The 25508-nt window shown below is 70.5% G+C and carries 26 protein-coding genes; 12 read left to right on the forward strand and 14 right to left on the reverse strand.

What is annotated here, in order from left to right; all coding sequences use genetic code 11:
- Nucleotides 1-174: 174 nt before the first annotated feature.
- On the reverse strand, nt 175-1542 hold the full coding sequence (locus QH948_RS04260; RefSeq protein ID WP_281145650.1) for a dicarboxylate/amino acid:cation symporter: 1368 nt from the start codon (nt 1540-1542) through the stop codon (nt 175-177).
- A gap of 186 nt (nt 1543-1728) precedes the next feature.
- On the opposite strand from QH948_RS04260, the gene QH948_RS04265 reads away from it, so the two are divergent.
- On the forward strand, nt 1729-2160 hold the full coding sequence (locus tag QH948_RS04265) for an RDD family protein (protein WP_255555873.1): 432 nt from the start codon (nt 1729-1731) through the stop codon (nt 2158-2160).
- A gap of 3 nt (nt 2161-2163) precedes the next feature.
- Here the strand turns inward: QH948_RS04265 and QH948_RS04270 are convergent, their stop codons facing one another.
- Nucleotides 2164-3300, reverse strand: a complete 1137-nt coding sequence (locus QH948_RS04270) for an AAA family ATPase (RefSeq protein WP_281145651.1) — start codon at nt 3298-3300, stop codon at nt 2164-2166.
- Between the two features lie 50 nt (nt 3301-3350).
- Here QH948_RS04270 and QH948_RS04275 point away from each other — a divergent pair, with 50 nt between their 5' ends.
- A complete protein-coding gene (locus tag QH948_RS04275) occupies nt 3351-4163 on the forward strand; it encodes an aldo/keto reductase (protein WP_281145652.1) in 813 nt (270 codons plus the stop codon).
- A 4-nt stretch (nt 4164-4167) separates the two neighbouring features.
- Here QH948_RS04275 and QH948_RS04280 read toward each other — a convergent pair whose 3' ends face one another.
- Together QH948_RS04280 and QH948_RS04285 are read right to left on the reverse strand one after the other, a co-directional pair.
- Complete coding sequence (locus tag QH948_RS04280; RefSeq protein WP_281145653.1) at nt 4168-5883, reverse strand: amino acid ABC transporter ATP-binding/permease protein; 1716 nt, start codon at nt 5881-5883, stop codon at nt 4168-4170.
- The gene (locus QH948_RS04285) at nt 5880-7553 is read right to left on the reverse strand and encodes an ATP-binding cassette domain-containing protein (RefSeq protein ID WP_281145654.1); all 1674 of its coding nucleotides are present in this window, start codon (nt 7551-7553) and stop codon (nt 5880-5882) included. The genes QH948_RS04280 and QH948_RS04285 overlap by 4 nt, the downstream gene beginning before the upstream one ends.
- 268 nt (nt 7554-7821) lie before the next feature.
- On the opposite strand from QH948_RS04285, the gene QH948_RS04290 reads away from it, so the two are divergent.
- Nucleotides 7822-8829, forward strand: a complete 1008-nt coding sequence (locus tag QH948_RS04290) for an aldehyde dehydrogenase family protein (RefSeq protein ID WP_281146131.1) — start codon at nt 7822-7824, stop codon at nt 8827-8829.
- Between the two features lies 1 nt (nt 8830).
- On the forward strand, nt 8831-9247 hold the full coding sequence (locus QH948_RS04295) for a DUF779 domain-containing protein (RefSeq protein WP_281145655.1): 417 nt from the start codon (nt 8831-8833) through the stop codon (nt 9245-9247).
- Here QH948_RS04295 and QH948_RS04300 read toward each other — a convergent pair.
- The 7 genes from QH948_RS04300 to QH948_RS04330 form a co-directional block, all read right to left on the reverse strand.
- Nucleotides 9180-9494 carry a hypothetical protein gene (locus tag QH948_RS04300; protein ID WP_281145656.1) on the reverse strand — a complete coding sequence of 105 codons (315 nt, stop codon included), beginning with the start codon at nt 9492-9494 and terminating at the stop codon, nt 9180-9182. The genes QH948_RS04295 and QH948_RS04300 overlap by 68 nt on opposite strands.
- 102 nt (nt 9495-9596) lie before the next feature.
- On the reverse strand, nt 9597-11360 hold the full coding sequence (locus QH948_RS04305) for an ABC-F family ATP-binding cassette domain-containing protein (RefSeq protein ID WP_281145657.1): 1764 nt from the start codon (nt 11358-11360) through the stop codon (nt 9597-9599).
- 3 nt (nt 11361-11363) lie between these two features.
- Entirely contained in the window at nt 11364-12128 is a 765-nt protein-coding gene (locus QH948_RS04310) for a DUF4191 domain-containing protein (RefSeq protein ID WP_281145658.1), read from the reverse strand.
- On the reverse strand, nt 12121-13074 hold the full coding sequence (locus QH948_RS04315) for a lipoyl synthase (RefSeq protein WP_281145659.1): 954 nt from the start codon (nt 13072-13074) through the stop codon (nt 12121-12123). Before QH948_RS04315 ends, QH948_RS04310 begins: the two co-directional genes overlap by 8 nt.
- A 5-nt stretch (nt 13075-13079) precedes the next feature.
- Nucleotides 13080-13736: a lipoyl(octanoyl) transferase LipB gene (lipB, locus tag QH948_RS04320; RefSeq protein ID WP_281145660.1), complete on the reverse strand. Its 657-nt coding sequence runs from the start codon at nt 13734-13736 to the stop codon at nt 13080-13082.
- A 22-nt stretch (nt 13737-13758) separates the two neighbouring features.
- Nucleotides 13759-15510, reverse strand: coding sequence for a 2-oxoglutarate dehydrogenase, E2 component, dihydrolipoamide succinyltransferase (sucB, locus tag QH948_RS04325; protein WP_281145661.1), 1752 nt, complete (start codon nt 15508-15510; stop codon nt 13759-13761).
- Nucleotides 15511-15641: 131 nt separating this feature from the next.
- Nucleotides 15642-17156, reverse strand: a complete 1515-nt coding sequence (locus QH948_RS04330; RefSeq protein ID WP_281145662.1) for a leucyl aminopeptidase — start codon at nt 17154-17156, stop codon at nt 15642-15644.
- 68 nt (nt 17157-17224) lie between these two features.
- Between QH948_RS04330 and QH948_RS04335 the strand changes: the two genes are divergently transcribed.
- Complete coding sequence (locus tag QH948_RS04335; RefSeq protein WP_281145663.1) at nt 17225-17536, forward strand: hypothetical protein; 312 nt, start codon at nt 17225-17227, stop codon at nt 17534-17536.
- On the opposite strand, the gene QH948_RS04340 is transcribed toward QH948_RS04335, so the two are convergent.
- Together QH948_RS04340 and QH948_RS04345 are read right to left on the reverse strand one after the other, a co-directional pair.
- Nucleotides 17509-17715, reverse strand: a complete 207-nt coding sequence (locus QH948_RS04340; RefSeq protein ID WP_281145664.1) for a hypothetical protein — start codon at nt 17713-17715, stop codon at nt 17509-17511. The genes QH948_RS04335 and QH948_RS04340 overlap by 28 nt on opposite strands.
- A complete protein-coding gene (locus QH948_RS04345) occupies nt 17715-18371 on the reverse strand; it encodes a DUF3043 domain-containing protein (protein WP_281145665.1) in 657 nt (218 codons plus the stop codon). The genes QH948_RS04340 and QH948_RS04345 overlap by 1 nt, the downstream gene beginning before the upstream one ends.
- A 159-nt stretch (nt 18372-18530) precedes the next feature.
- Between QH948_RS04345 and QH948_RS04350 the strand changes: the two genes are divergently transcribed.
- From QH948_RS04350 to QH948_RS04380, 7 genes are all read left to right on the forward strand, one after another.
- Nucleotides 18531-19301, forward strand: a complete 771-nt coding sequence (locus tag QH948_RS04350; protein ID WP_219080609.1) for a PspA/IM30 family protein — start codon at nt 18531-18533, stop codon at nt 19299-19301.
- Complete coding sequence (gene pspAA / locus QH948_RS04355; RefSeq protein WP_281145666.1) at nt 19298-19612, forward strand: PspA-associated protein PspAA; 315 nt, start codon at nt 19298-19300, stop codon at nt 19610-19612. The genes QH948_RS04350 and pspAA overlap by 4 nt, the downstream gene beginning before the upstream one ends.
- The gene (locus QH948_RS04360) at nt 19609-20490 is read left to right on the forward strand and encodes a glycerate kinase (RefSeq protein WP_281145667.1); all 882 of its coding nucleotides are present in this window, start codon (nt 19609-19611) and stop codon (nt 20488-20490) included. The genes pspAA and QH948_RS04360 overlap by 4 nt, the downstream gene beginning before the upstream one ends.
- A 100-nt stretch (nt 20491-20590) precedes the next feature.
- Complete coding sequence (locus QH948_RS04365; RefSeq protein ID WP_255555872.1) at nt 20591-20935, forward strand: HesB/IscA family protein; 345 nt, start codon at nt 20591-20593, stop codon at nt 20933-20935.
- 228 nt (nt 20936-21163) lie between these two features.
- The gene (ctaC, locus tag QH948_RS04370; protein WP_438874120.1) at nt 21164-21949 is read left to right on the forward strand and encodes an aa3-type cytochrome oxidase subunit II; all 786 of its coding nucleotides are present in this window, start codon (nt 21164-21166) and stop codon (nt 21947-21949) included.
- 29 nt (nt 21950-21978) lie between these two features.
- The gene (gene ctaD / locus QH948_RS04375; RefSeq protein WP_438874132.1) at nt 21979-23715 is read left to right on the forward strand and encodes an aa3-type cytochrome oxidase subunit I; all 1737 of its coding nucleotides are present in this window, start codon (nt 21979-21981) and stop codon (nt 23713-23715) included.
- The gene (locus QH948_RS04380; protein ID WP_281145668.1) at nt 23712-24110 is read left to right on the forward strand and encodes a cytochrome c oxidase subunit 4; all 399 of its coding nucleotides are present in this window, start codon (nt 23712-23714) and stop codon (nt 24108-24110) included. The genes ctaD and QH948_RS04380 overlap by 4 nt, the downstream gene beginning before the upstream one ends.
- 6 nt (nt 24111-24116) lie before the next feature.
- Here QH948_RS04380 and QH948_RS04385 read toward each other — a convergent pair whose 3' ends face one another.
- Nucleotides 24117-25472, reverse strand: coding sequence for an MFS transporter (locus QH948_RS04385; RefSeq protein WP_281146134.1), 1356 nt, complete (start codon nt 25470-25472; stop codon nt 24117-24119).
- Nucleotides 25473-25508 lie beyond the last annotated feature (36 nt).

The raw sequence follows: 25508 nt of genomic DNA on the forward strand, positions 1-25508 counted from the left end.
CATCCTCCGGATGTGTTGTGAACGTGGCTCCGACGCTAGACCCGATCGGTTGCCTTGCAGTGTCATGTCCATTACAGCGGCGTTACGCATCCCTGTGTCAGGCTGTGCTCCCAGACGCGGGCGCGCCGCCGGCCCAGATCGGGCCGGCGGCGCGGGTGAGCGTGGATGCGCGAGTCAGACGGAGACTCCGTTGAACGACGGGTCGGCGTCGTAGACCTTCTCGTTCAGGATGCCTTCACGCTTGGCGACGATCGTCGGAACGAGCGCCTGGCCGGTCACGTTCAGCGCGGTGCGGCCCATGTCGACGATCGGCTCGACGGCCAGCAGCAGGCCGACGCCGGCCAGCGGCAGGCCGAGCGTGGACAGCGTCAGCGTCAGCATGACCGTCGCGCCGGTGGTTCCCGCGGTGGCCGCGGAGCCGATGACGGCGACGAACGCGATCAGCAGGTAGTGCGTCAGGTTCAGGTGTACGCCGTAGAACTGGGCGATGAAGATCGCGGCCAGCGCGGGGTAGACCGCGGCGCAGCCGTCCATCTTCGTGGTCGCGCCCAGCGGCACGGCGAACGACGAGTACTCGCGCGGCACACCGAGGTTGCGCTCGGTCACCTGCTGCGTGACGGGCATCACGCCCATGGACGAGCGCGTGATGAAGCCGAGCGACGTGACGGGCCAGACGTTGCGGAAGAACTGCCCGATGCCCAGCCCGTTGCTCCGCAGGACGACCGGGTACACGACGAGCAGGACTATCAGCAGCCCGACGTACAGGGCGACGACGAACACGCCCAGCGAGGCGAGCGAGCTCCAGCCGTACGTGACGACGGCCTTGCCGATCAGGGCGGCCGTGCCGATGGGGGCCAGCCGGATGATCCACCACAGCACCTTCTGCACGACGGTGAGCGCGGACTCGGCGAAGGAGACGAAGGCGTCGGCCCTGGCGCCGACCTTCAGCGCCGCGATGCCGAGCGCGATCGAGATCAGCAGGATCTGCAGGATCGAGAAGCTGGGGGACGCGGTCACGGCGTCGCCGGTGTCCGTGACGTTCACGGACAGGCCGAAGATGTTCGACGGCACGAGCCCGGTGAGGAACGCGGTCCAGTCGCCGACGCGGCTGGGCTCGGCGGCCGCGTCGCCGGAGACGCCGGCGGTGAGCCACGGGCTGGACACCAGCCCGACGACGATGCCGACGATGACGGAGGCGAGAGCGGTGATGGCGAACCAGATCAGCGTCTGCACAGCGAGGCGGGCCGCGTTGGTGACCTCGCGCAGCCGGGCGACCGACGAGATGACGGCGGTGACCACCAGCGGGATGACCAGGACGGTCAGGAGCTTGACGTAGGCGCTGCCGACCTGGGTCAGAAGGCCGGTCAGCCAGTTGGGCTGGTCCTCGGAGACGGGGCCGACCGCCACGGCGATGAGGCCGAGGATCAGGCCGACGACCAGGCCGGCGACGATCTGGAACGCGAGGCCGGTGTAGAAGGGCTTCTTTCGCGGCGACTGCTCGGATGAGGGCGCGGCGGAAGCGTCGAGGGTGGTGGAAGACATGGGTGTCCTAGGGCGTCGAAAAGGAAAAAGGTGTGAGGGGTCGAGGAAACGGCTCAGCGACAACAGGTGGCGCTGGCCTGGCGACGAAGATCGACCCACGGCCTTTCGACGAGAAGGAGAATCACCCTGGCATCATGCACCATCCGGGCGGCATCGACGAAATCGGGCCGCTGGTAGGCTCGCCGCGTGACCCAGACGCACGAGGACCACGACCTCTACCCCGGCGAGTCGCTCGGACTCCCGCAGGCCGGCCGCGGGTCCCTCGCATCCTGGCTCGCCCGCGTCGGCGCGATGATCGGCGACTGGGCCGCCAGCATGGTCGTGGCGATCGCGCTGTTCGGCATGGACGTCATGACCGGCTCGGGCTGGAAGTCGTTCATGATCCTGGCTGTCTACTTCGTCCAGGCCAGCCTCCTCACGATCTTCGCCGGCGGGTCCTTCGGGCAGCTGATCGCGCGCATCGGCATCGTCCGGGTCGACGGCTCGCCTCTCGGCTGGTGGCGGCCCATCGTCCGCACCGCGCTGAAGTGCCTCGTCATCCCGGCCCTGGTCGTCGGGGCGGAACGCCGCGCGATCACCGACCTGGTGCTCGGCACCGTCGTCGTCAACCGCCGCTGACGATCACCGGCGGCCCCACTCCCACGCGGGTCGGCTGAGCAGCCCCTGGCCGCCGACCACGGTCTCGCCCAGGTCCTTGCCGAGCTCGACGAGTTCCAGCTCGTCGTCTCGTACCTCCTCGGTTAGACGGGCGAGCAGCTCGACGGAGTGCGTCACCACCACGACCTGCGTCGGCGCCGCGGCGATGAGCCTCGCCAGGGGCGCGATCAGCGACGGGTGCAGGCTGGTCTCCGGCTCGTTGAGCGCCATGAGCGGCGGCGGCGCGGGGGAGTAGAGCGCGGCCAGGTGCATGAGGTAGCGCAGGGTCCCGTCGGACAACTCGGCGGCGCGCAGGGGGCGGAGCATGCCCGGCTGCTGCATCGCCAGGTCGAACACCCCGTCCGTGACGCGGACGCTGAGCGTGGAGCCGGGGAAGGCATCGTCGACGGCCTCGGTCAGCGGAGCCTTCCCGCGCTCGTGGATCGTCTGCAGCGCGGCAGCGACGTCGGCGCCGTCGGAGGCCAGCGCCCAGGTGCGGGTGCCCACCTGTGGCTGCCGCGCCGGCGCCGCCTGGTCGACGCGCAGGGCGTCGTAGAAGCGCCACGCGGCCAGGTCGTCGCGCAGGGCGCGCAGCTCGGGCACGTCGGCCAGCATCGACGCGTGCGACGGCAGCCGCAGGCCCAGCTCCTCCCACGGCCCCTCATCGCGGACCTCGAGCCGGGGCCCCTTCCGCCGGGCGAGCATCGTGGAGGCCCGCATCACGGGCCCGGCCCAGGCGGCCTCGCGCTTGATCTCGGGGTCGCGCTGGAAGGCGGAGGTCGCAGGCTGGGGGAGCCCGAGGTCGATCAGGTAGGAGTACCCGTCGGCGCCGATCCCGAGCCGGAGCGAGACGGGTCCGGACCGCGTCGTGCCCTGCGTCACGCCCGTGCGCCTGGCCCCGGCCAGCGACTCGGGGCCGGCCCACAGCACGGAGCTCAGCCCGCCCTCGCGGGCCAGCGAGCCGATCGCGTCGCCCAGAGCGCACCCGGCGAGCAGGCGCAGCGCCCGGTAGAGGCTCGACTTTCCCGCGCCGTTGGGGCCGGTCACCACAGTGACGCGGCCCAGCTTCACGGAGATGTCGCGGAGCGAGCGGTAGCCGGAGACGGCGAGGGTGCGGTACATGCCGACGACCTTACGGCCGCACCCCGACAGCCGGATGGCAGGATGGCCTCATGCCAGCTGACTTCACGCTCAACGACGCCACGACCCTCCCCGCGCTGGGCTTCGGCCTGTACAAGGTGCCGCCGGAGCTGACGGAGCAGGTCATCGCCGACGGGGTGGCCGCCGGCTACCGCCTGGTCGACGGGGCGGAGTTCTACGGCAACGAGGAGGAGGTCGGCCGTGCGCTGCAGCACGTCGACCGCGCCGCGCTGCGCGTCACCAGCAAGTTCTGGGGCGAGGAGAGCCAGGACCGCGACGCCGTGCTGCGCTCGTTCGACGCGTCCGAGAAGGCCCTCGACACCCATATCGACATCTACATGATCCACTGGCCGCGCCCGGCAAGGAACCAGTACGTCGAAGTGTGGCGCACGCTCATCGAGCTGCGCGACGCGGGCCGCGTCACGACCATCGGCGTGTCGAACTTCACCGAGGCCCATGTGCAGCGCCTCATCGACGAGACGGGCGTCGCCCCGGCCATCAACCAGGTGGAGTCGCACCCGTGGCTGCCCCAGCACGACCTGCGCGCCTTCCACGCGGCCCACGACATCGTCACGCAGGCCTGGAGCCCGCTCGGCCGGGGCCGGGTGCTGCAGGACCCGACGCTGGCGGCCATCGCGGAGCGGCTCGACGTGACCGTGGCCCAGGTCATCATCCGCTGGCACCTGCAACTCGGCGGCGCGCTGATCCCCAAGTCGACGCACCCCGAGCGGCTTCGCCAGAACAACGACGTGGACGGCTTCGAGCTGACCGAGGCGGACATGTCCACCATCGCCCGGCTCGAGACGGGACAGCGCACGGGCACGCACCCCGACGACCGCCAGTAGCGGCTCAGGCGACGCGCGCCTCCAGGCGGGCGAACGCGCCGCGGCCGGCGCGCAGCTCACCTGCGGTACCCGCCTCGACGACGCGACCCTCATCCAGGACGGTGACGAACGCGTCGTCCGGGACGAGGTCGGCGCGGTGCGTGATCTCGATCACCGTGAGCTCGTCGTCGAACGCCGCGAGCCGGGCGCACACATCGCGCGCCGTGTCGGCGTCGAGTTGGCTGAGGGCCTCGTCCAGGATCAGGGTGTCCGGGCGGGAGACCAGGGCGCGGGCGAGGGCGACTCGCTGCAGCTGGCCGCCGGAGACGGTGGTGCCACGCTCGCCGATCGGGGTGTCGAGGCCTTGGGGCAGCCCGGCGAGCCAGCCGTCGAGGGCGACCGTGCGCATCGCCTCCACGAGCTCGAGGTCGGTGGCGTCGGGGCGGCCGAGGCGCAGGTTGTCGGCCAGCGTGCCCTTCAGCATCGTAGGCCGCTGAGACACGAGCGCCACGCGTCGGCGCAGCTCGTCCAGCGGCACCTCTCTGACGTCCACCCCGCCGATCCGCACGGTGCCGGAGGCGGGATCGAAGCCGCGGGGGATCAGGCTGGCCAGCGTCGACTTGCCGCTGCCGGAGATGCCGACCAGGCGCGACCATCGTCGGGCCGGGAACGACACGCTCACCGCATCGAGTGCAGGACGCTCGGCTCCGGGGTAGCGCATCGTGACATCGTCGAGGGTGACGGTCGCGTCGGCGGGGAGGGCGCAGGGCGCCGTCGGCTCCTGCACGGTCGGGACCCCGTCGACGATGCTGCGGACTCGCTCGGCGGCCGCGAACGAGGCGTCGAGGCCCGTGACGAAGTCGTCGATGCCCTGCGCGGGCTTCCACAGCGCCACGACCACAGCCAGGGTCACGGCGATGTCGATGGCGGTGGCGCCGATGGAGCTGCCGACGATCAGCGGCACGATGATCGCGCCGAGCTGCAGCACGGTGCCGACGGCGGCGCGGGCGCCCTGCACGCGGCCGGAGCCGCTGCGGGCCTTCGTGAGCTCCGCGTCGGCCGCATCGAGGCCGGCGAGACGCTGCTCCGCCTGGCCGAACGCGAGGATCTCGCGCAGGCCCTGGAAGTCGTCGCCGAGGTGGGCGGCGATGTCGCCTCGGCCCTTCGCGACGCGGCCGGCTGCCCGCCAGGTCGATCTCCCGGCGAGCCAGGGTGCGACGACGACGCCGAGCACCACCAGCGGGGCGACGATCAGCGCCAGCCGTGAGTCGACGGCCACGCCAAGCCAGCTGAGGGCCGTGGCCGGCACCACGACCGACGAGATCGCCGGGGGCAGCGTGTGCGCGAAGAAGACCTCGATGCGGTCGATGTCCCGGGTGGCGCGCTCCGTCAGCTCGGCGCCGGCGCGGCCGCGGGTTGCGGCGGGGGCCTGCGGCACGAGGCGGTGGAAGAACAGGTTGCGCAGGTGCTGCAGCGCGGTGAAGGCCACCCAGTGGCCGGCGTAGTGCTCCGCGTAGCGCAGGGCGGCTTTGAGGATCGCGATGGCGGCGAGCACACCGACGGAGCCCCAGACGGAGATGTCCTCGCCGGCGGCGGCGCGGCCGAGGCGCTCCACGGCCACCACCAGCAGCGCGACGCCGAGCAGCTGCCCGGCGAGGCGGGCCAGCACCGCGAGGGTCAGGGTGGGGAGGAACTGGCGCGTGTGATGCACGAGCCAGCGGGTCAGGTCGAGGCGGTTCACTGCATTCCCTTCTGGGAGCTGACGGCGGGGCGGAGGCTGACGGTGCGGTCGGCGGCCAGGATGGCCCCGGGGCGGTGCGCGATCATCAGGACCGTGCGGCCCTCGGCCAGCCGGTCGAGGGCCTCGAGGATCGCGGCCTCGCCCGCCAGGTCCACCTGGGAGGTCGGTTCGTCGAGCAGCAGGATCGGCGCGTCGCGAAGCCAGGCACGCGCGATCGACAGGCGCTGCGCCTGCCCGCCGGACAGCAGCATGCCTTGCTCGCCGACGGGGGTGTCGAGGCCGCGCTCCATGGCGGCGACCTCGTCGCGTAGCCCGGCCAGCTCGAGGACGCGCCACAACTCGTCGTCGGTCGCGCCCGGCTTCGCGAGGCGGAGGTTGTCGGCGATCGATCCGAGAAACAGGAACGTGCGCTGCTCGACCACGGCCAGAGAGGCGCGGACTGTGGCCCCGTCGGTCGTCGCGGTGTCGTATCCGTCGACGATCACGCGGCCGGAGGTGGGCCGCAGGTGGGCCTGGATGGCGGCGCCCGCGGTGGACTTGCCGACGCCGCTGGGGCCGACCAGCGCCACGCGCTCGCCCGGAGCGACGGTGAAGCTGAGGTCGGTCAGCACGTCGGGACCTCCCGGCCAGCCGCACGTCAGGCCGTCGAGCACCAGCGAGCCGGGGAGGGCGTCGGCGGCGCGGACAGTGCCGGCCGCGGGGGCGGCCGCCTCGTGCGCGGCGAGCTGGGCACTGAGCTGGCTCTGGGCCGCGCGGCCGCCGATGCCGATGTAGAAGAACTGGCCGACCATGTCGACGGGGCCTGTGACCAGCAGCGACATGAGCACGATGGCAACACCCTGGCCGAAGGTCATGGCGCCGTCCTGGATCCGGGCGATCGACATTCCGGCCGCGGCGACGATCACCGTCAGGGAGAACGCGCCGTCAACGATCAGGATGATCAGCTGGTTGCCGGCCAGCAGCTTCATGATCCTGGCGCGGTGCTGCTCCCCGCGCTCCGCGAGGTCGTCGGCGACGCGGCCGGCTGCGCGGGCGAGCACGAGGGTCTCGAGGGCCTGGATGGCCTCGAGGAAGGACGCTGTCAGCGCGCCGAGCGAGCGGCCGTACTCGGCTCCCAGCGGCCGGACGAAGCGCTGGAACGCGCCGATCAGCACAGGAACGAGAAGGACGAGCAGGGCGAGCCGGCCCGCGACGGCGGGGCTGACGCCCACTGCCATGACGGCGAGCACCAGGAACGGGGTGGTCAGCGCGCCCGTGATGGGGCCGAGGAAGCCCGCACGGTAGTGCGCGGTCCGCTCTACGCCGCCGGTGGCCGACGACAGCAGCCTGCCTGACCGGCCGGCCGTGCCGGCGACACCCGATCCGAAGGCGGCCGCGACGAGCCGCTGCCGCAGCGTGCGCTCGGCGGTTGCCTCGGCCCATTGCGCGAACCACGACGAGCCGGCGGAGCAGGCGGCCGCGACCACGGCGCAGACGACGAGCAGCGTCACGTCCACTGCCGCGACACCACGGTCGAGGATGATCCCCGTGCGGATGAACAGGACGGAGGTGGCCGCGGCGCCGCCCCAGGCGAGGCCGACGCTGACGCGTCCCATCCAGGACGGGGTGGCGGCCTTCACCTGCGGATGCAGGGGGGCTTTCGCCTTCTTCGGTGCCGTGTCGCGGCTCATGTGGCCTCCTGTCGGAGCGGGGGTATCCGGCGTCCGGAACGCTACACGCAGGTTGTCGACACCCTGTCGCGACCCCCGCGATATATCGGAAAACGACTGGTGCTAGACTCCCCGGCTTCGCTGAGGCTTACCTAACCTGACGCCCGGCCGACAGTCTCGGTTCGGCGGCCCCATCGGCTCCCATGCTTGCCGATCACATGGCCCACACCGACGTGGCCGCCGTGTCAACCGCCTCAACGACGAGGCTGACAACTGAAGGGGAACCCCTCTGACCGTCTACGCGAAGCCCGGCACCGACGGGTCCGTCATGGCCTACGAGTCCCGCTACGAGAACTGGATCGGGGGTGAGTGGGTGCCGCCGGTCAGGGGGCAGTACTTCGAGAACCCGTCTCCGGTCGACGGGAAGACGTTCTGCGAGGTGGCGCGCTCCACCGCCGAGGACATCGAGCTCGCGCTCGACGCCGCGCACGCCGCGGCCCCCGCCTGGGGGAAGACCCCGCCCGCCGATCGTGCCCTGGCGCTGCTGCGGATCGCCGACCGCATGGAGGAGCACCTCGAGAAGATCGCCTTCTCCGACGTGCTCGCCGCCGACGACGGGTTCCTCGACCGCGCCCTCGAGGGTTTCACGATGTTCGCCTTCAACCAGGGCGAGGTCTGCACCTGCCCCAGCCGCGCGCTCATCCAGGAGAACATCTACGACGACTTCATGGCGAAGGCCATCGACCGCGTGAGCCGCATCCGGCAGGGTAACCCGCTCGACACCGACACGCAGATGGGAGCCCAGGCCTCCAATGACCAGTTCGAGAAGATCACCTCCTACCTCAGGATCGGCAAGGAGGAGGGTGCCACGGTGCTGATCGGCGGCGAGCCGGCCGACCTCGGCGGCGACCTGTCGACCGGCTTCTACATCCAGCCCACGGTCTTCGAGGGCCGCAACCGGATGCGCATCTTCCAGGAGGAGATCTTCGGACCGGTGCTGGCGGTGACGACCTTCTCGGACTACGCGGACGCCATCTCGATCGCCAACGACACCCTCTACGGGCTCGGGGCGGGCGTGTGGAGCCGCGACGGCGCCACGGCCTACCGGGCGGGGCGCGAGATCCAGGCCGGGCGCGTGTGGACCAACACGTACCACGACTACCCGGCACACGCGGCCTTCGGCGGCTACAAGCAGTCCGGCATCGGCCGCGAGACGCACCTCATGGTGCTCGAGCACTACCAGCAGACCAAGAACCTGCTGGTCGGCTATGCCCAGAGCGCCAAGGGCTTCTTCTGAGATGACCACGCTTCCGGACCGCGTGGTAGCCACCGACGTGGCCGTCGACCTGCTCGCCAGGCTGACGGCAACCAACGGTGGGCTCATGATCCATCAGTCGGGTGGGTGCTGCGACGGGTCGGCGCCGATGTGCTACCCGGTGGGGGAATTCCGCATCGGGCAGCGTGACGTTCTCGTGGGGGAGATCGCCCTGCCGGAACCCCACCCCACCGTGCGCGTGTGGATCAACGGCGACCAGTTCGAGCTATGGAAGCACACCCAGCTGATTCTCGACGTCGTCAAGGGCCGCGGGGCTGGCTTCAGCCTCGAGGCCCCCGAGGGTGTGAGGTTCCTGTCACGCGCCAGGGCCTTCACAGACGACGAGAACCGGCTGCTGGCGGACTCGCCCCCGCTGACGGGGGCGACCGCCGCCCCCTGAGCCGGGCGCCGTGCCGACGAGGCCGGCGCCCGGCCAGCAGGGCGTGGAGCAGAGGCAGCGCGGAGCCGCCCATCAGCCAGACGCCCATCGTCGGCTCCGTGGCGTGCAGCACGGCGCCGCCGATGAGCAGGCCCGCGAAGATCACGGCGGAGACGACCCGGGTGGCCGTGCGCTGCAGGGCGCGCAGCTGGCGGTCGATCGCCGGCGTCTTCACCGTGAGGCGGCCCTGCTCCAGCTGGGTCGTCACGTCGTCGATGCGCTGCGGCAGCCGGACGATGGTGCTCCTCGAGGTCGAACGACAACTTCCGATATATCGTAACTCGCAGTTCCGAACCGGCCGGATGAGGGGCTACTCCGCGGCCTCGAGCCAGGCCTCCTCCAGCTCGCCCTGGCGTGCCTGCGCGGCGCGCAGCTTCTCGTCCAGGGAAGCCAGCTTCTCGAAGTCGCTCGCTGCGTCCGCCATCGAGGCGTGCAGCTTCTCGATCTCCTTGGCCACCTTGTCCAGCTGGCCCTCGATGCGCGTGAGGTCCTTCTTCCGCTGGCGTTCCATCGCGGCGTCCGACCTGGTCGGCGCCTCAGGGGCCGCGGAGGTGGGGGCCGAGGCGACGGCCTGGGCGCGGTGCCGGCGGTCGAGGTACTCCTCGACCCCGCCGGGCAGCATGACGCACGACCCGTCGCCCATCAGCGCGTAGGTCACGTCCGTGATGCGCTCCAGGAAGTAGCGGTCGTGGCTGACGACGATGAGCGTGCCGGGCCACCGGTCGAGGTAGTCCTCGATCACGGTGAGCGTGTCGATGTCGAGGTCGTTGGTCGGCTCGTCGAGGATCAGCACGTTCGGCTCGCTGAGCAGCAGCCTGAGGAACTGCAGCCTGCGGCGCTCGCCGCCCGACAGGTCGCCGATGCGGGCCACGAGCTTGTCGCCGGTGAAGCCGAACTCCTCGAGCAGGTTGGAGGCGCTCGCCTCGCGCCCGGTCGCCAGCTTCGTCTGCTCCTTCAGCCGCGACACGGACTGGAGCACGCGGTCGGAGTCGTCCAGCTCGCCGACCGTCTGCGAGAGGTAGCCCAGCCGCAGCGTCTGGCCGCGCTTGATCTTGCCGCGGTCCGGTTCGCGCCGGTCCGCGAGCAGGTCGAGCAGCGTGGTCTTGCCGGCGCCGTTGACGCCGACCAGCCCGATGCGGTCGCCGGGGCCGATGGACCACGTCAGGTGCTCGAGCAGCGACCGGCCGCCGACGGCGTAGTCGACGTTGATCAGGTCGAAGACGTCCTTGCCGAGCCGGGTGACGGAGAACTGCTGCAGTTCCAGCTTGTCGCGGGGGTCCGGCTCGTCGGCGATCAGCTCGTTCGCGGCGTCGATGCGGAACTTGGGCTTCGAGGTGCGGGCGGGGGCGCCGCGGCGCAGCCAGGCCAGCTCCTTGCGGGCCAGGTTCTTCCGGCGGGCCTCGGTGGTGGCGGCGATGCGCTGCCGCTCGACGCGGGCCAGCACGAAGGCCGCGTAGCCGCCGTCGTAGGAGTCGACGACGCCGTCGTGCACCTCCCAGATGCGGGTGCAGACCTCGTCGAGGAACCAGCGGTCGTGGCTGACGACCAGCATCGCGAGCCCGGCGCGGGTGCGCTCGCGCAGGTAGCCGGCGAGGAAGGAGATGGCCTCGACGTCCAGGTGGTTCGTGGGCTCGTCGAGCACGATGAGGTCGTGGTGTCCGAGCAGCACGGCGACCAGGCCGACGCGGCGGCGCTCCCCGCCCGACAGCGTGCCCAGCTCGCGGTCGAGGTCGATGTCGGTCAGCAGCGCCTCGACGACGCCGCGCTTGTCTGCCTGGGCCGCCCACACGTGGTCGGGTTCGCCGCCGACGATCCAGTCGCGCACGGTGTGCGCGTCGTCGCCGGTGGTGGCCTGCGTCAGGACGCCGATCGAGGCGTTGTTCGCGACGGTGACGCGGCCGTCGTCGGGCACGAGGTCGCCGGTGAGGATCCTGAGCAGCGTGGTCTTGCCATCGCCGTTGCGGCCGACCACGCCGATGACGTCGCCGGCGCCGAGGCCCAGCGACACGTCATCGAGCAGGATGCGGGTCCCGAATCCGTGCGTGACCGATTCGAGGTTGACGAGGTTGGCCACCGATCAGCGGCCGCGCATCGCGGAGCGCGCGCCCTTCGGGTTGATGTAGCCCTTGGGGATGGGGATGTTGGGGCGGGCATCCAGGGCCTTGAGGCGCTGGTTGACCTCCTGGATCTTCGCGTCGGTCAGCTGCTTCGGGAGCTTCTTGATGTGCTTGGAGAGCTGGTCGAGCGGTACCTGGCCGGCGGCGTTGCCCATCGTGAGGACCGTGACGTCCACGCCGTAGGCGACCTGTTCGTGCTTCTTCCGCTCCTTCTCGAGCAGCGGCTTCAGCTTGCCGGCGTCGCCCTCGCCGACGAGGATCAGGCCGCCGGGGCCGAGCGCGCGGTGCACGAGCTGGGGGCGCTCCTGCGTACCGGACGCGGCGATCGCGGGCTTGGTGAGCCACTTCTTCGGCAGCATCTGCAGCGCGACCTGGGCCGAGCCGGGCTGGCCCTCGAAGCGGGCGTAGACGCCGCGGCGCGCGCGCCACGAGAACAGCAGCATGGCCGCCAGGAAGCCGAGCAGCAGGCCGGTGATGCCCCACATGACGGGGGAGCCGAGCACGAAGCCCAGGACGAGCAAGGCGATGAACGGGATCAGCAGGCCGGCGATGGTCCAGAAGTGCAGCTGCGGGTCGTACTGCGCCGTCATCTTGTACGTCTCGACGATCTGGCGCACGCGGCCCCAGTCGTCGGGGTTCGTGGAGTTCTTCTTGCGCAGCTTCTCGGCCCTGGCCTCGGCCTTCTGCTTCGCCTCCAGAGCCTTGGCGCGTTCGCTCTTAGCCATTCACTGTCTCCATCGTGGTCTTCCTGCGGGCGTCCATGGCTGTGCGGTACAGCCGGCCGGCACGGTAGGAGGACCTCACGAGCGGCCCGGACAGCACGCCAGAATATCCGATGCCGCGCGCCTCCTGCGCAAGGGCCTCGAACTCGTCGGGGGTGACCCACCTGTCGATGGGGTGCAGTGTGGCGTTCGGGCGCAGGTACTGCGTGATGGTGATGAGCTCCGTGCCTGCGTCGAACAGGTCGCGCAGCGCCTCCGAGACCTCGTCCATGGTCTCGCCCATGCCCAGGATCAGGTTGGACTTGGTGACCAGCCCCGCGTCGCGGGACATGCGCAGCACCTCGAGCGACCGCTCGTAGCGGAATCCGGGGCGGATCCTCTTGAAGATCCGCGGCACGGTCTCGACGTTGTGCGCGAACACCTCGGGGCGCGCGTCGAAGAGCTGGTCGAGGAGTTCGGGCCTGCCGGTGAAGTCCGGGGCCAGCATCTCGACGCCGACGCTGGGGTTGACGGCGTGGATCTGTCGGATGGTCTCGGCGTACAGCCAGGCCCCCTCGTCGGGCAGGTCGTCGCGGCAGACACCCGTGACGGTGGCGTAGCGCAGCCCCATCTTCTTCACGGAGGCGGCGACCCGCAGCGGCTCGGCCGGATCGTAGCCGTCGGGCTTCGCTGACTCGATCTGGCAGAAGTCGCAGCGGCGGGTGCACTTGTCGCCGCCGATGAGGAAGGTGGACTCGCGGTCCTCCCAGCACTCGTAGATGTTGGGGCAGCCGGCCTCCTGACACACGGTGTGGAGGTCGCCGGTGGTCACGATCTGCTGCAGGTCCCGGTAGTTCGGGCCCATCTTCGCGGTCGTCTTGATCCATCCGGGCTTGCGTTCGATGGGCGTCTCGGCATTCCTCGCCTCGACCCTCAACAGTCGTCGTCCGTCGGGCTGCACTGCGGTCACGGGCCTTACTCTACCCAACTGATGCGGTCGAGCTCTTCGCGCAGGATGGGCTCGAGGTCGTGGGCGACGCGCGCCACGTCCCACTCGCCGGGCAACTCCTCGACGATGGAGGTCACGCCGGCGTCGGAGATGCCGCATGGGACGATGTTGCCGAAGCGTTCGGCCGAGGACTGCACGTTCAGCGCGAAGCCGTGCATGGTGGTGCGGCGGGCGACGCGGACCCCGATGGCGCAGATCTTGCGCTCGGGCCGCTCGTCGGTGGCCGGCAGCCACACCCCCGTGCGGCCCGCGACGCGGCCGGTGGCCAGCCCGTAGCCGGCGAGCAGGTCGATGATGGCCGACTCGAGCGTGCGGACGTAGTCGACGACGCCCAGCCCGTCGGCCAGGCGCACGATCGGGTAGCCGACTAGCTGTCCGGGGCCGTGGTAGGTGATCTCGCCGCCGCGGTCCACCGCGACGACAGGTGTCCCGTCGACGGGGTAGTCGCTCGGTTTCGTGCGGCGCCCCGCGGTGTAGACGGGGCTGTGCTCCAGCAGTACGACGTGGCCGGGACGGGAGCCGTCGGCGACCCCCGCGTGGACGAGACGCTGATAGTCCCACGCCTCCCGGTAGTCACTCAGGAGGCGTGGGACGTCAAGCCCTCGGTATTCAAAGGTCAGCATTCGACGGTCAGGTCAACTCTGCTCAGAGGCCGAGCTCACCGCCGAAGTCGCCCTCCTCGAGGCGCGCCTTCACGGCGCTGAGGAAGCGGGCGGCGACCGCGCCGTCGATGAGGCGGTGGTCGTAGCTGATCGACAGGTACATCATGTGACGCACGGCGATGGACTCGTTGCCGAAGCGGTCCTCCACGACGACGGGGCGCTTCACGAGCGCGCCGGTGCCGAGGATCGCCGACTGCGGCTGGTTGATGATCGGCGTGTCGAACAGCGTGCCGGCCGAGCCGTAGTTCGTGATGGTGAACGTGCCACCGGACAGCTCGTGCGGCTCGACCTTGCTCGCCCGCGTGCGCGCGGCGACGTCGGCGATCTTCTTCGCCAGCCCGGTGAGGTTCAGCTCGCCCGCGTTCGCGATGACCGGGACCATCAGGCCCTTGTCCGTGTCGACGGCGATGCTGATGTGCTCGCCGTCGGGGTAGGTGACGGTGCCGGCCTCGGTGTCGATCTGCGCGTTGATCACCGGGAACTGCTTCAGGGCCTCGACGGCCGCCATGGTGATGAACGGCAGGTAGGAGAGGCTGACGCCCTCGCGCTTCTTGAAGTCGTCCTTCACCTGGCCGCGGATGTGGCTGATCGCCGTGACGTCGACCTCGACGGTCGCCGTCAGCTGGGCCGCGACCTGCAGCGACTCCACCATGCGCGAGGCGATGACCTTGCGCATGCGGCTGAGCTTCTCCGTGGTGCCACGCACCGGCGACGGGGCCGGGGCGGCCTTGGCGGCCGGGGCGGTGGCGGCCGGGGCGGTGGCGGCCGGCGCCGCCGCAGCCGGGGCGGCCGGCGCGGGCTGCTTGGCGGCCTCGGCGGCCTCGAGGACGTCCTGCTTGCGGATGCGGCCGCCGACGCCCGTGCCCTTGACATCGGCCAGGTCGACGCCGTGCTCCTTGGCGAGCTTGCGCACGAGCGGGGTGACGTACGTGCCGTCCGACTCGGAGGCGCGGCGGGCCGCGGCCTCCTGGACCGCGGGCGAGTGCTCCTTGACGGGGGCGGCCGCGGGGGTCGGGGCGGAGGGGGCCGACTCGGCAGAGGGTGTCGACTCGGCGGACGGAGCGGACGGGGCCGACGGCGCCGAGGGGGCGGCCGGTGCGGCCGCGGGGGCCTCCGTGACGGGAGCGGCCGCGGCGTCACCGATCACGGCGAGGACGGCGCCGACCTCGGCGACATCGTCCTCCTCGAAGCGGATCTCGAGCAGGGTGCCTGCGACGGGGGAGGGGATCTCGGTGTCGACCTTGTCCGTCGACACCTCGAGCAGCGGCTCGTCCGCCTCGACGGTGTCGCCGACGGCCTTGAGCCAGCGGGAGATGGTGCCTTCCGTGACCGACTCGCCGAGCGCGGGCAGGGTCACCTCGGTCCCCTCGGCGGGGCTGGAGGCTGCCGGAGAGGCCGCCTGCGTGGCGATCTGGACGGGCTCCTCGGCCGTCGGCTCGGCGGCCGGCTCCGGGGCCGCCTCGGGCTCGGGGGTCTCGGCGGCGGGGGCGGCAGCACCCGCGTCGCCGATCACGGCGAGGACGGCGCCGACCTCGGCGACATCGTCCTCCTCGAAGCGGATCTCGAGCAGGGTGCCTGCGACGGGGGAGGGGATCTCGGTGTCGACCTTGTCCGTCGACACCTCGAGCAGCGGCTCGTCCGCCTCAACGGTGTCGCCGACGGCCTTGAGCCAGCGGGAGATGGTGCCTTCCGTGACGGACTCGCCGAGCGCCGGAAGAGTGACTTCGGTTGACATGTGCGTATGGCTCCTAATGTGTGACCCACGGGTTTGGGACCACAGTAGCCGCCTTTTCGGTCTCGCACATGCACGGTGGGCGGTCACCGGAATCGGCGACCGCCCACCGCATTGGCGTCCTGACTTGTGCGTCAGCCGCGCTGATCGGCCAGCCTGGAGGCCAGCGAGATGAGCGTGCGGACACCCATCCCTGTGCCGCCCTTCGGCGTGTAGCCGAACGCCTCGTCGGGGTTCTCGGCCGGGCCCGCGATGTCGAGGTGGGCCCATGCGGTGCCCTCGGGGACGAACCTCTCGAGGAACGCGCCGGCCACGAGCGCGCCGCCCCATCGCTGGCTTGCGCCCGAGCGCATGTCGGCGACGGTGGAGGTGAGCTGGCCGCGGACGTAGTCGTTGAGCGGGAGCTCCCAGAAATCCTCACCGGCGGTCTCCGCAGCGTCCAGCAGCACGTCGGAGGTCTCCTCGCCGTTGGTGATCAGGCCTGCCGTGCGCAGCCCGAGCCCGACCATGCAGGCCCCCGTCAGCGTCGCGATGTCGACGATCAGTTCCGGCTTGTCCTGCGCGGCCCGGCCGATGGCGTCGGCCATCACGAGGCGGCCCTCGGCGTCGGTGTTGTAGTTCTCGACCGTCTGGCCGTCAAACATGGTGAGCACGTCGCTCGAACGGTAGGCGCTGCCCGACGGCATGTTCTCTGCCAGCGCAGCGTAGGCGGTGACCTGGACCTTGAGGCCGAGGTCGGCGATCGCGCGGATGGCCGCGACGACCGAGGCCGCCCCCGACATGTCGAACTTCATGCCGGCCATGCCGCCCGCGGGCTTGATGTCGAGGCCGCCCGAGTCGAACGTGATGCCCTTACCCACCAGCGCGAGGTGCGCGGTGGCGCCTCGGGGAGCGTAGGAGAAGCGGGCGAGCCGCGGCGCGCGGGCCGAGCCGCCGCCGACCGCGAGGATGCCGCCGTAGCCGTGCTTGTCCAGGGCCTTCTCGTCCAGGATCTCGACGGCGATCTTCGCGTCCTTGACGTAGGCCCTGGCGGCCTCGGCGAAGGACTCGGGGTAGAGCAGGTTCGCCGGGGTGTTCTGCCAGTCGCGCGCCTGGCAGACGGCCTCGGCGATCACGCGGGCCTCCTCGGCGGCGGCCTTCTGGACGGCGTCGACGACGGGGGTGACCAGCACGACCGAGGCGACCGCGGCGGCGGGGGCGTCGGCGGTGAGGCGGGCGAACCGGTAGGCGCCGAGTAGGGAGCCCTCGGCCGCAGCCTGGATCAGCTCGGGATCGGAGACCTCCAGCGACACCGCGACCTGCAGGTCGGCCGCGTCGGCCAGGCCGGCGGCCGCGCGCAGCGCGACGCCGGTGGCGCTGCGGAGCCGGTCGGGCGTCACGTCCGCGTCGCCGAGCCCGACCACCAGGACCCGGAGCCCGTCGCGGGCCGGCAGCCGGGTGACGGCGTCGGCCTCGGACTTCGCGCCCAGGGCGAGGGCCATCTCGTGGACCGTGTGGCCGAAGGCCTTCTGGTACGCCCTGTCGAGGTCCGCGGTCACGCCGACGGCGGCCGTGTCCGCCGTGTTGACGCTCGCCAGGCCGACGACGACCACGTCGACGGACTTCGGAAGAGACTTGCTGAGAGTCAGGGTCGGGTTGATTCGAGTCACCGGGCCAGCCTAGCCAACCGCCCCGCGACGGCTTGGGTCAGGTGGCCGCGCACGATACCTTGGCGGGCATGATCAAGCGCGTCTCGCTGTGGGCCTTTATCGTCGCCGGCATCGCGGTGTCCGCCTGGGCGGCCGTCAGTTGGGTGTCCCCCCAGGCGACGTGCCGGGGCGAGGCGATGGGGCCGGGGGACACCTGCAGCCACCTGAGCCTTACCGGGCAGGACGACGGGAAGGTCCAGACCTACGAGCAGCGGATCGCTGCCGCGCGCCAGCAGACGCCCTACGGTGTCGCCGCGGGCGTCTGCATGGTGGTGTTCGGGGCGGTGCTGCTGCGCACCGACACGGTGTCGGCTCAGGGCTCCAGCGACATCGGCCCGTAGACGAGCCGGTCCTCCTCGTACAGGCTGACCTCGGCGACCCCCTCGTGGAGCAGGTCCTCGTAGAACAGGGTCATCCACTCCTCGGCGGCGCCCTTGTCGTCGAAGTCCTTCAGCAGGTCGGCCCCGTCGAGCGCCTCCCGCGAGAAGGCCCCGGAGACCGGCACCCAGTGGTAGGCCATCAGAAGGCCTCGCCGCGCTTGATGACCGGCGACGGCTGGCGGAAGCGGCGCAGCATCAGCGAGCGGTTGAACATGTAGACCAGCAGACCCTTGGTGGAGGCGCCGGGGATCCGCTCGGCAAGCAGCTTCTTGAAGCCCCGCCACATGAAGCCGACGTTGATGATCGTGATCAGCAGCAGCACCCACAGCGTCAGCGCGATCCAGCTGGACAGTACCGCGTTGCTCATCGTCGCCATGACCGCGGCCATCACCAGGATCATCGCGGGCATCATGAACTCGGCAGCGGTCCATCGGGAGTCGACATAGTTGCGCAGCAGCACCCGCTCGGGGGAGGTCTCGATCTTCTCCCAGTTGTCGGCCTGGGCCTGCTGGCGCGCGATCCGGTCGGCCTTCTTCTGCTCCTTGGGCGTCAGCTGGGGGTGCAGCCGGTCCATCCGCGCGGCCTGGGCCTGCTTGCGGGTGGGCGTGGGGGCGTCCTTCTTGCGGGGGACGCGGATCTTCTCCGGCGCCTCCGCCTCGGTGACGACCGTGGCTGCCGGTGCGGCGGCGGTCTTGCGCGCCTTCTCCTCGGCCTGGCGACCCTTCGGGGTCAGGGCGGAGATCTGGTCGCCCGTGTCGGACGACTCCTTGCGCTCATAGGGGCGGAACAGGGCCACGATGCGACGGCTTCCTCTTGGTGGAGACTACGGCGTCCCATCGTACCCTGTGGAGACGGCCCGGCTCGGGGTCGCCTCAGGGCAATGACCCAGTGTGAACGCTGGATCCGGGCGCTAGATTGGTCAGGGAAATCGCATGCAGTCTGGAAGGACGCCGAAGTGGCCAGCATTTTTGAACGTATCGCACTGGTCTTCAAGTCGAAGGCCAACAAGGCCCTCGACAAGTACGAGGACCCCCGCGAGACGCTCGACTACTCGTACCAGAAGCAGCTTGAGCTGCTGCAGAACGTGCGTCGCGGCGTCGCCGACGTTGCCACCAGCCGCAAGCGCGTCGAGCTGCAGGCCTCCAAGATGAACTCGGAGGTCGAGCGCCTGACCACCGCCGCCCAGCGTGCCCTCGAGTCCAACCGCGAGGACCTCGCCCGCGAGGCGCTGACCCGCAAGGCGGGGCTGCAGGAGCAGCTGAACGACCTGCAGACGCAGCATGCCGCGCTGCAGGCCGAGGAGGAGAAGCTGGTGCGGGCCAGCTCGCGCCTGCAGGCGAAGGTCGACGCCTTCCGCACGCGGAAGGAGACCATCAAGGCGACCTACTCCGCGGCCGAGGCGCAGACCAGGATCAACGAGGCGTTCACCGGCATCTCCGAGGAGATGGGCGACGTCGGCCTCGCGATCCAGCGCGCCGAGGACAAGACGCAGGAGCTGCAGGCCCGCGCGTCCGCCGTCGACGAGCTGCTGGCCTCCGGTGCCCTCGAGGACCCGACGGGCCTGGCCAAGGACGACATCTCCCGCGAGCTCGACGCGCTGGCCGCCAACTCGTCGGTCGAGAGCGAGCTGGCGGCGATGAAGGCCCAGCTCACCGGCGGTTCCCCCGCCGCGCGCCCCGAGCTGCAGGCCGGTGCCGAGACCACGCAGGAGGAGCCGCAGTCATGATCGTGCGCATCATGGGTCAGGGGCAGTGGGTCATGGAGCCCGAGCACCTGCTGGAGCTGAACGAGCTCGACCGCGCCCTCGAGGAGCGGGTGGAGGCCGGTGACGAGGCCGGCATGGTCGAGGCGCTCGAGGCGCTGACGGCGGGGGTGCGCCGGCTCGGCGTCGAGGTGCCCGACGACGTGATCGTCGAGTCCGACCTCGTGCTGCCCGACATCGATGTCTCCCTGGCCGACGTCCGCGAGCTGCTGGCGTCCACCACCCAGTACTACGGGCTGATCCCCGACGCTGACGAGGACACGCCCGACCTGTGAGGGTTCTCGTCGCATCCGACGCCATTGCGGGCCTGAGCGCCCGCGAGACCTCGGAGGTCATCGGGCGCGCCTTCGCGGACGAGGGAGCCCAGGTCGCCGTCGTGCCGCTGGCCGCCGGCGGCCCCGAGCTCGCCGACAGCCTCCGCGAGGCGGCCGGCGTGACCGTGTTGGCGCCGGCCACCGTCGCCGACCTCGCCGACGCCCTGGACGCGGGCTCCGACGACGTGGTGGTGGACCTCACCCGCGCCGAGGTCGACGACCTCGGACGGGGGCTGCTGGGCGAGGACCCGGCGGCCGGGCTGGCCGCTCTGCGGGAGCGCTGGGCGGGCCGCCGCCTGACGGCGCTGGTGGCCGACGGCGAGGCTGACCTGCCGCTGACCGGGCTCAGCGGGCTCGCCGCCACCGCCGGCAGGGCCAGGGGGCTGGAGCTCGCCGACGTGCTGGCGGCCGATGCCGACGCGCAGCGGTGGGCCTCGTCGCTGGGTCTCGACCCCGGGCCGGGCAGCGGCGCCGCCGGGGGAGCGGGACTGATCCTGCGGGCCATCGGTGCCCGCGTCACCGACCCGCTGACCGAGCTCACCGCGCGGTACGAGCTGGAGGGCACCGCGGCCGCGGCCGATGTGGTCGTGACGGGAGCCGAGAACCTGGACTTCCACAGCGTCGGCGGCGCCGTCGTGCAGCACGTCGTCGGGCTTGCCGGCCGCGCGCTGCGCCCCGCGATCGCGGTGGTGGGGCGCAACTACATCTCCGCGCGAGAGCTCCGGCTGGCCGGCCTCGAGTCCGCCTACCCCGTGTCCGTCGCCGCCGGCGACGATGCGGCGACCGTCGAAGGACTCACCCGCGTCGCGCGCGGCGTGGCCGCCACCTGGCGGTGGTGACGGTTCGCCGACAGGTGACAGTCAGGCTGGGGAGATGGCAGCCACCGGCGTACACTCGATTCGACACCCGGCGATCACTTACACATTGGAGCCATCACTCGTGACTGACACCCAGACCGTTCCCGGCGTCGTCCTCACCGACGTCGCCCAGCAGAAGGTCCGTTCCCTGCTGGAGTCCGAAGGCCGCGACGACCTGTCGCTCCGCATCGCCGTCCAGCCCGGCGGCTGCTCCGGCCTGCGCTACCAGCTGTACTTCGATGACCGCATCCTCGACGGCGACGTCACGACCGAGTACGACGGCGTGACCGTCGTGACCGACAAGATGAGCGCCCCGTACCTGGGCGGCGCCTCCATCGACTTTATGGACACCATCGAGAAGCAGGGCTTCACCATCGACAACCCCAACGCGCAGGGCTCGTGCGCCTGCGGCGACTCCTTCCACTGAGCTGGGCCGCGGCGCCGGTCGCGCGCGATAGTAATCCACCCCGTCTGCGTAACCGCGGGCGGGGTGGCCTTTTTACGTTAAGGTGAACCCATCATTCGAAGTCCGGCCGCATCCGGGCGGCGTTCGACAGCTGAACGGAAGGGCAAGTTGGTGAGTGTCAATCCTGCGCCATCGAGGCGGCGGACAACTATTCGGGCGGGGGTCGCGGCGGCTGCCGGGCTCGCCCTGGTGGCTCTGTCGGCCTGCTCCGGACAGGGCGCCCGGCTCGGCCTCCCCGAGGCCGCGTCCGCAGAGGCCCCGAACGTCGGCAACCTCTGGGTGGGCGCCTGGATCGCGTCCTTCGTGGTCGGCGGCATCGTCTGGGGACTGATCGGCTGGGCGGTGATCCGGTACCGCCGTAAGGACGGCGACGCCCCCGCCCCGCGGCAGACCACCTACCATCTGCCGCTCGAGCTGCTCTACACGCTCGTGCCCTTCCTCATCGTCGGCGTGCTGTTCTTCTACACCGTCAAGGCGCAGGACGCGATGATCTCGCAGACCGACGAGCCCGACGTCGTCGTCAACGTCGTCGGCCAGAAGTGGTCCTGGACCTTCAGCTACATGGAGGCGGACAACCCCGACATCGGCACCGACGCCCACACCGTCGGCACCCTGGAGTCGATCCCGGACCTGTACCTCCCCGTCGACAAGACGGTGCGGTTCAACCTGAACTCCGCCGACGTCATCCACTCGTTCTGGGTCCCGTCGTTCTACTTCAAGATGGACGTGATCCCCGGCCAGGAGAACTCCTTCGACGTGACGCCGAACAGGCTCGGCACGTACGACGGGAAGTGCGCCGAGCTGTGCGGCGAGTACCACGCGCTGATGCTCTTCAAGGTGCACATCGTCACCGAGGAGGAGTACGAGGCGTACGTTCGTGACCTCGCCGAGAGCGGCAACGAGGGGGCGCGTCTCGTGCAGGACACGATCCAGAACGCCCTGCCGAGCACCGAGACCGACGAGGAGCACTCGTGAGTAGCGCATCGATCGCTGGGCGCACCCAGCTGGAGGCCGGCGCCGAGGGTGCCGCGGTCCACCACACGCTCGGAGAGCGTGCCATGAAGTACCTGACGACGACCGATCACAAGGTCATCGGCAACATGTACTTCGTCACGGCGTTCATCTTCTTTGCGATCGGCGGCGTGCTGGCGCTCGGCATCCGTGCCGAGCTGGCCAACCCCGGCATGCAGTACATGAACTACGAGACGTTCAACCAGTTCTTCACCATGCACGGCACGATCATGCTGCTGATGTTCGCGACGCCGATGTTCGCGGGCTTCGCCAACGCGATCCTCCCGTTGCAGCTCGGCGCGCCCGATGTGGCGTTCCCGCGCATGAACGGCTTCGCGTTCTACCTGTACCTCTTCGGCTCGATCATGGCCTGCGCAGGGTTCGTCAGCCCCGGCGGCGCCGCCAGCTTCGGCTGGTTCGCCTATGCCCCCCTGAGTAACGCGATCAACTCGCCCGGCGTCGGTCACGACCTGTGGATCATGGGCCTGTACCTGCTCGGCCTGAGTTCCATCCTCGGCGCGGTGAACTTCATCACCACCATCATCACGATGCGCGCGCCCGGCCTGACGATGTTCCGCATGCCGATCTTCTGCTGGAACATCCTCGTCACGTCGATGATGGTCCTCATCGCGTTCCCGGTGCTCGCCGCCGGCCTGCTGGTCCTCGAGGCCGACCGCGTCCTCGGGTCCAACGTGCTCGACCCCTCGTCAGGCGGCGCGATCCTGTGGCAGCACCTGTTCTGGTTCTTCGGGCACCCCGAGGTCTACATCATCGCCCTGCCGTTCTTCGGCATCATCACCGAGGTGCTGAGCGCGTTCAGCCGCAAGCCGGTGTTCGGCTACTACGGCCTGGTGTTCGCCACGCTGGCCATCGGCGCGCTGTCGGTGTCGGTGTGGGCGCACCACATGTTCGTGACCGGCTCGGTGAACCTGCCGTTCTTCTCGTTCATGACGTTCCTGATCGCGATCCCAACCGGCGTGAAGTACTTCAACTGGATCGGCACACTGTGGCGTGGCTCGTTGACGCTGAACACGTCGATGATGTTCGCGATCGGGTTCCTCACCACGTTCCTGTTCGGGGGCCTGACCGGCATCATCCTCGCCTCCCCGGCGCTCGACTTCCCGGTCTCGGACACCTACTTCGTCGTGGCCCACTTCCACTACGTGCTGTTCGGCACCGTCGTGTTCGCGATGTTCGCCGGCTTCTACTACTGGTGGCCGAAGTTCACCGGCAGGATGCTCAACGAGACGTGGGGCAAGGTCCACTTCTGGGCGATCTTCATCGGTTTCCACATGACCTTCCTCGTGCAGCACTGGCTGGGTGTCGAGGGCATGCAGCGCCGCATCGCCGACTACGGCGCCTGGGAGGGCTTCACGCTGCTGAACCAGATCTCGACGTTCGGCGCGTTCCTGCTCGGCGTCTCGATGCTGCCGTTCATGTGGAACGTCTGGATCACGCGCACGTCGCCGAAGGTCACCGTCAACGACCCGTGGGGCTGGGGCCGTTCGCTCGAGTGGGCCACGTCCTGCCCGCCGCCCAGGCACAACTTCGACCGCCTGCCCCGCGTCCGCTCCATGAGCCCGGCGCTCGATGAGGCCAGGCCGGAGCTGGCCGCGCACAACGCGGCGGAGGATCCCGGCGAGCTTCTCGACCGGGTGACGCCCGAGAACCCCGAGGACGTCGTCACCACCGACGGCGCCCCCGTCACGGCTGAAGGAGACGCCAAGTGAAGCCCGAGAAGTACGTCTTCTGGTTCATCTTCGTCTACATCTGCATCGTCACGCCGGTCTACTGGCTGATGTCGCGGGAGATCGCTGGCACGTTCGTGCTGGGCTTCACCGGCCTGCTGGGCGGCATGATCGCGGCCTACCTGACGCTGACGGCCCGCACGTTCGGGCCCCGTCCCGAGGACCGGGGCGACGCGGAGGTCGTCGACGCGGCCGGGGACGTCGGCTTCTTCGCGCCGAAGAGCATCTGGCCGTTCTGGGCCGCCGTCACCGTCTCGGTGATCTTCCTCGGTCCGGCGCTGCACCAGGCGTGGATCTCGCTGCTGGGAGTCGCGCTCGGCATCTGGTCCTGCTCCGGCTGGGTGCTGGAGTTCTACCGAGGCGACTACAAGCACTGAGGGACCTCACCGCTCGGCGAGCGCCTCCCCGCGGTACTCGGGCAGCGCGAGGGAGGCAAGCGCGGCGACGGTGAAGGCCACGCCGAACACGACGAACAGTACGGGCAGGCCGCCCCAGCCATTGAGCACCGGGACCAGCAGAGGCGCGCCCATCGCCGCGATGCGGCCGAAGGCGGTCGCGGCGCCGGAGCCCGTCGCACGCATGGCGGTGGGGTATACCTCCGGGGTGACGGCGTACAGGGCGCCCCAGGCTCCGAGGTTGAAGAACGATAGGACGCAGGCCGCCGCCAGCGTGACGGCGTAGCCGACCGAGGCGCTGCCGGGGGCGATCGCCCCCGCGAGATGCGGGGCCGTCGCGAAGGCGAGGGCGCCGACGGCCGAGCCCGCCAGGAAGGTGGCCAGGGTCGCGCGGCGGCCCCACACCTCCACGAGCACGGCGGCCACGGCGTAGCCGGGCAGCTGCGCCAGCGTCATCACGAGCGTGAACTCGAAGGACTTCACCAGCGTCATCCCGTTCTGGCTGAGCAGCGTCGGCAGCCAGATGAAGGCGCCGTAGTAGGCGAAGTTCACGGCAAACCAAGTGGTCCACAGCGCGACGGTCGTGCGCCGGAATCGCGGCCGCCAGAGCTCCGCCCAGCCGACCCTCGCGGGCTCCGCGAGGACCTCGTCGGCCTTCTCTTCGTCGGGCGTCACGATCCCGGCCGACGCCTCGAAGTCCACGACGGCGGCCTCGGCCTCGGCGTGGCGTCCCTTCGCCTCCAGGAACCGCACGGACTCGGGCAGGTGGAAGCGCACCACGATGGCCCAGACGGCCGGGATCGCGCCAAGGGCCAAGGCCCAGCGCCAGCCGGCGTCAGAGGCGGGGACCAGGAAGTACCCGACGCAGGCTGCCGCGAGCCAGCCGACGGCCCAGAACGACTCGAGGGCCACCACGACGCGGCCGCGGATGCGCGACGGGGCGAACTCGGAGACCAGCGTCGAGGCGACGGGGAGCTCGGCCCCGAGCCCTACGCCGACGACGAAGCGCAGCGCGAGCAGCATCACCAGCCCCACCGACAGGGCGGACAGCCCCGTCGCCAACCCGTAGACGAGCAGGGTCAGGGCGAAGACGTGGCGGCGCCCGATGCGGTCGGCCAGCAGGCCGCCGAGGGAGGCGCCGAGCGCCATGCCGACGAAGCCGATCGAACCCAGCAGGGACAGCTCCCCGTTGCTGAGCGACCACTCCTGCGCGAGCGCGGCCATGATGAAGGAGATGAGACCGACGTCCATCGCGTCGAGCGCCCAGCCGACGCCGGATCCGTAGAGCAGCCGGCCATGCCTACGGGTGAAGGGGAGTCTGTCCAGGCGCTGCGCGCGTGTCATGGTCACGGCGGCATCGTAGTGCCCCGGGTGGACTTC

The organism is Tessaracoccus lacteus (assembly GCF_029917005.1).
Taxonomy (GTDB): Bacteria; Actinomycetota; Actinomycetes; order Propionibacteriales; family Propionibacteriaceae; genus Arachnia; species Arachnia lactea.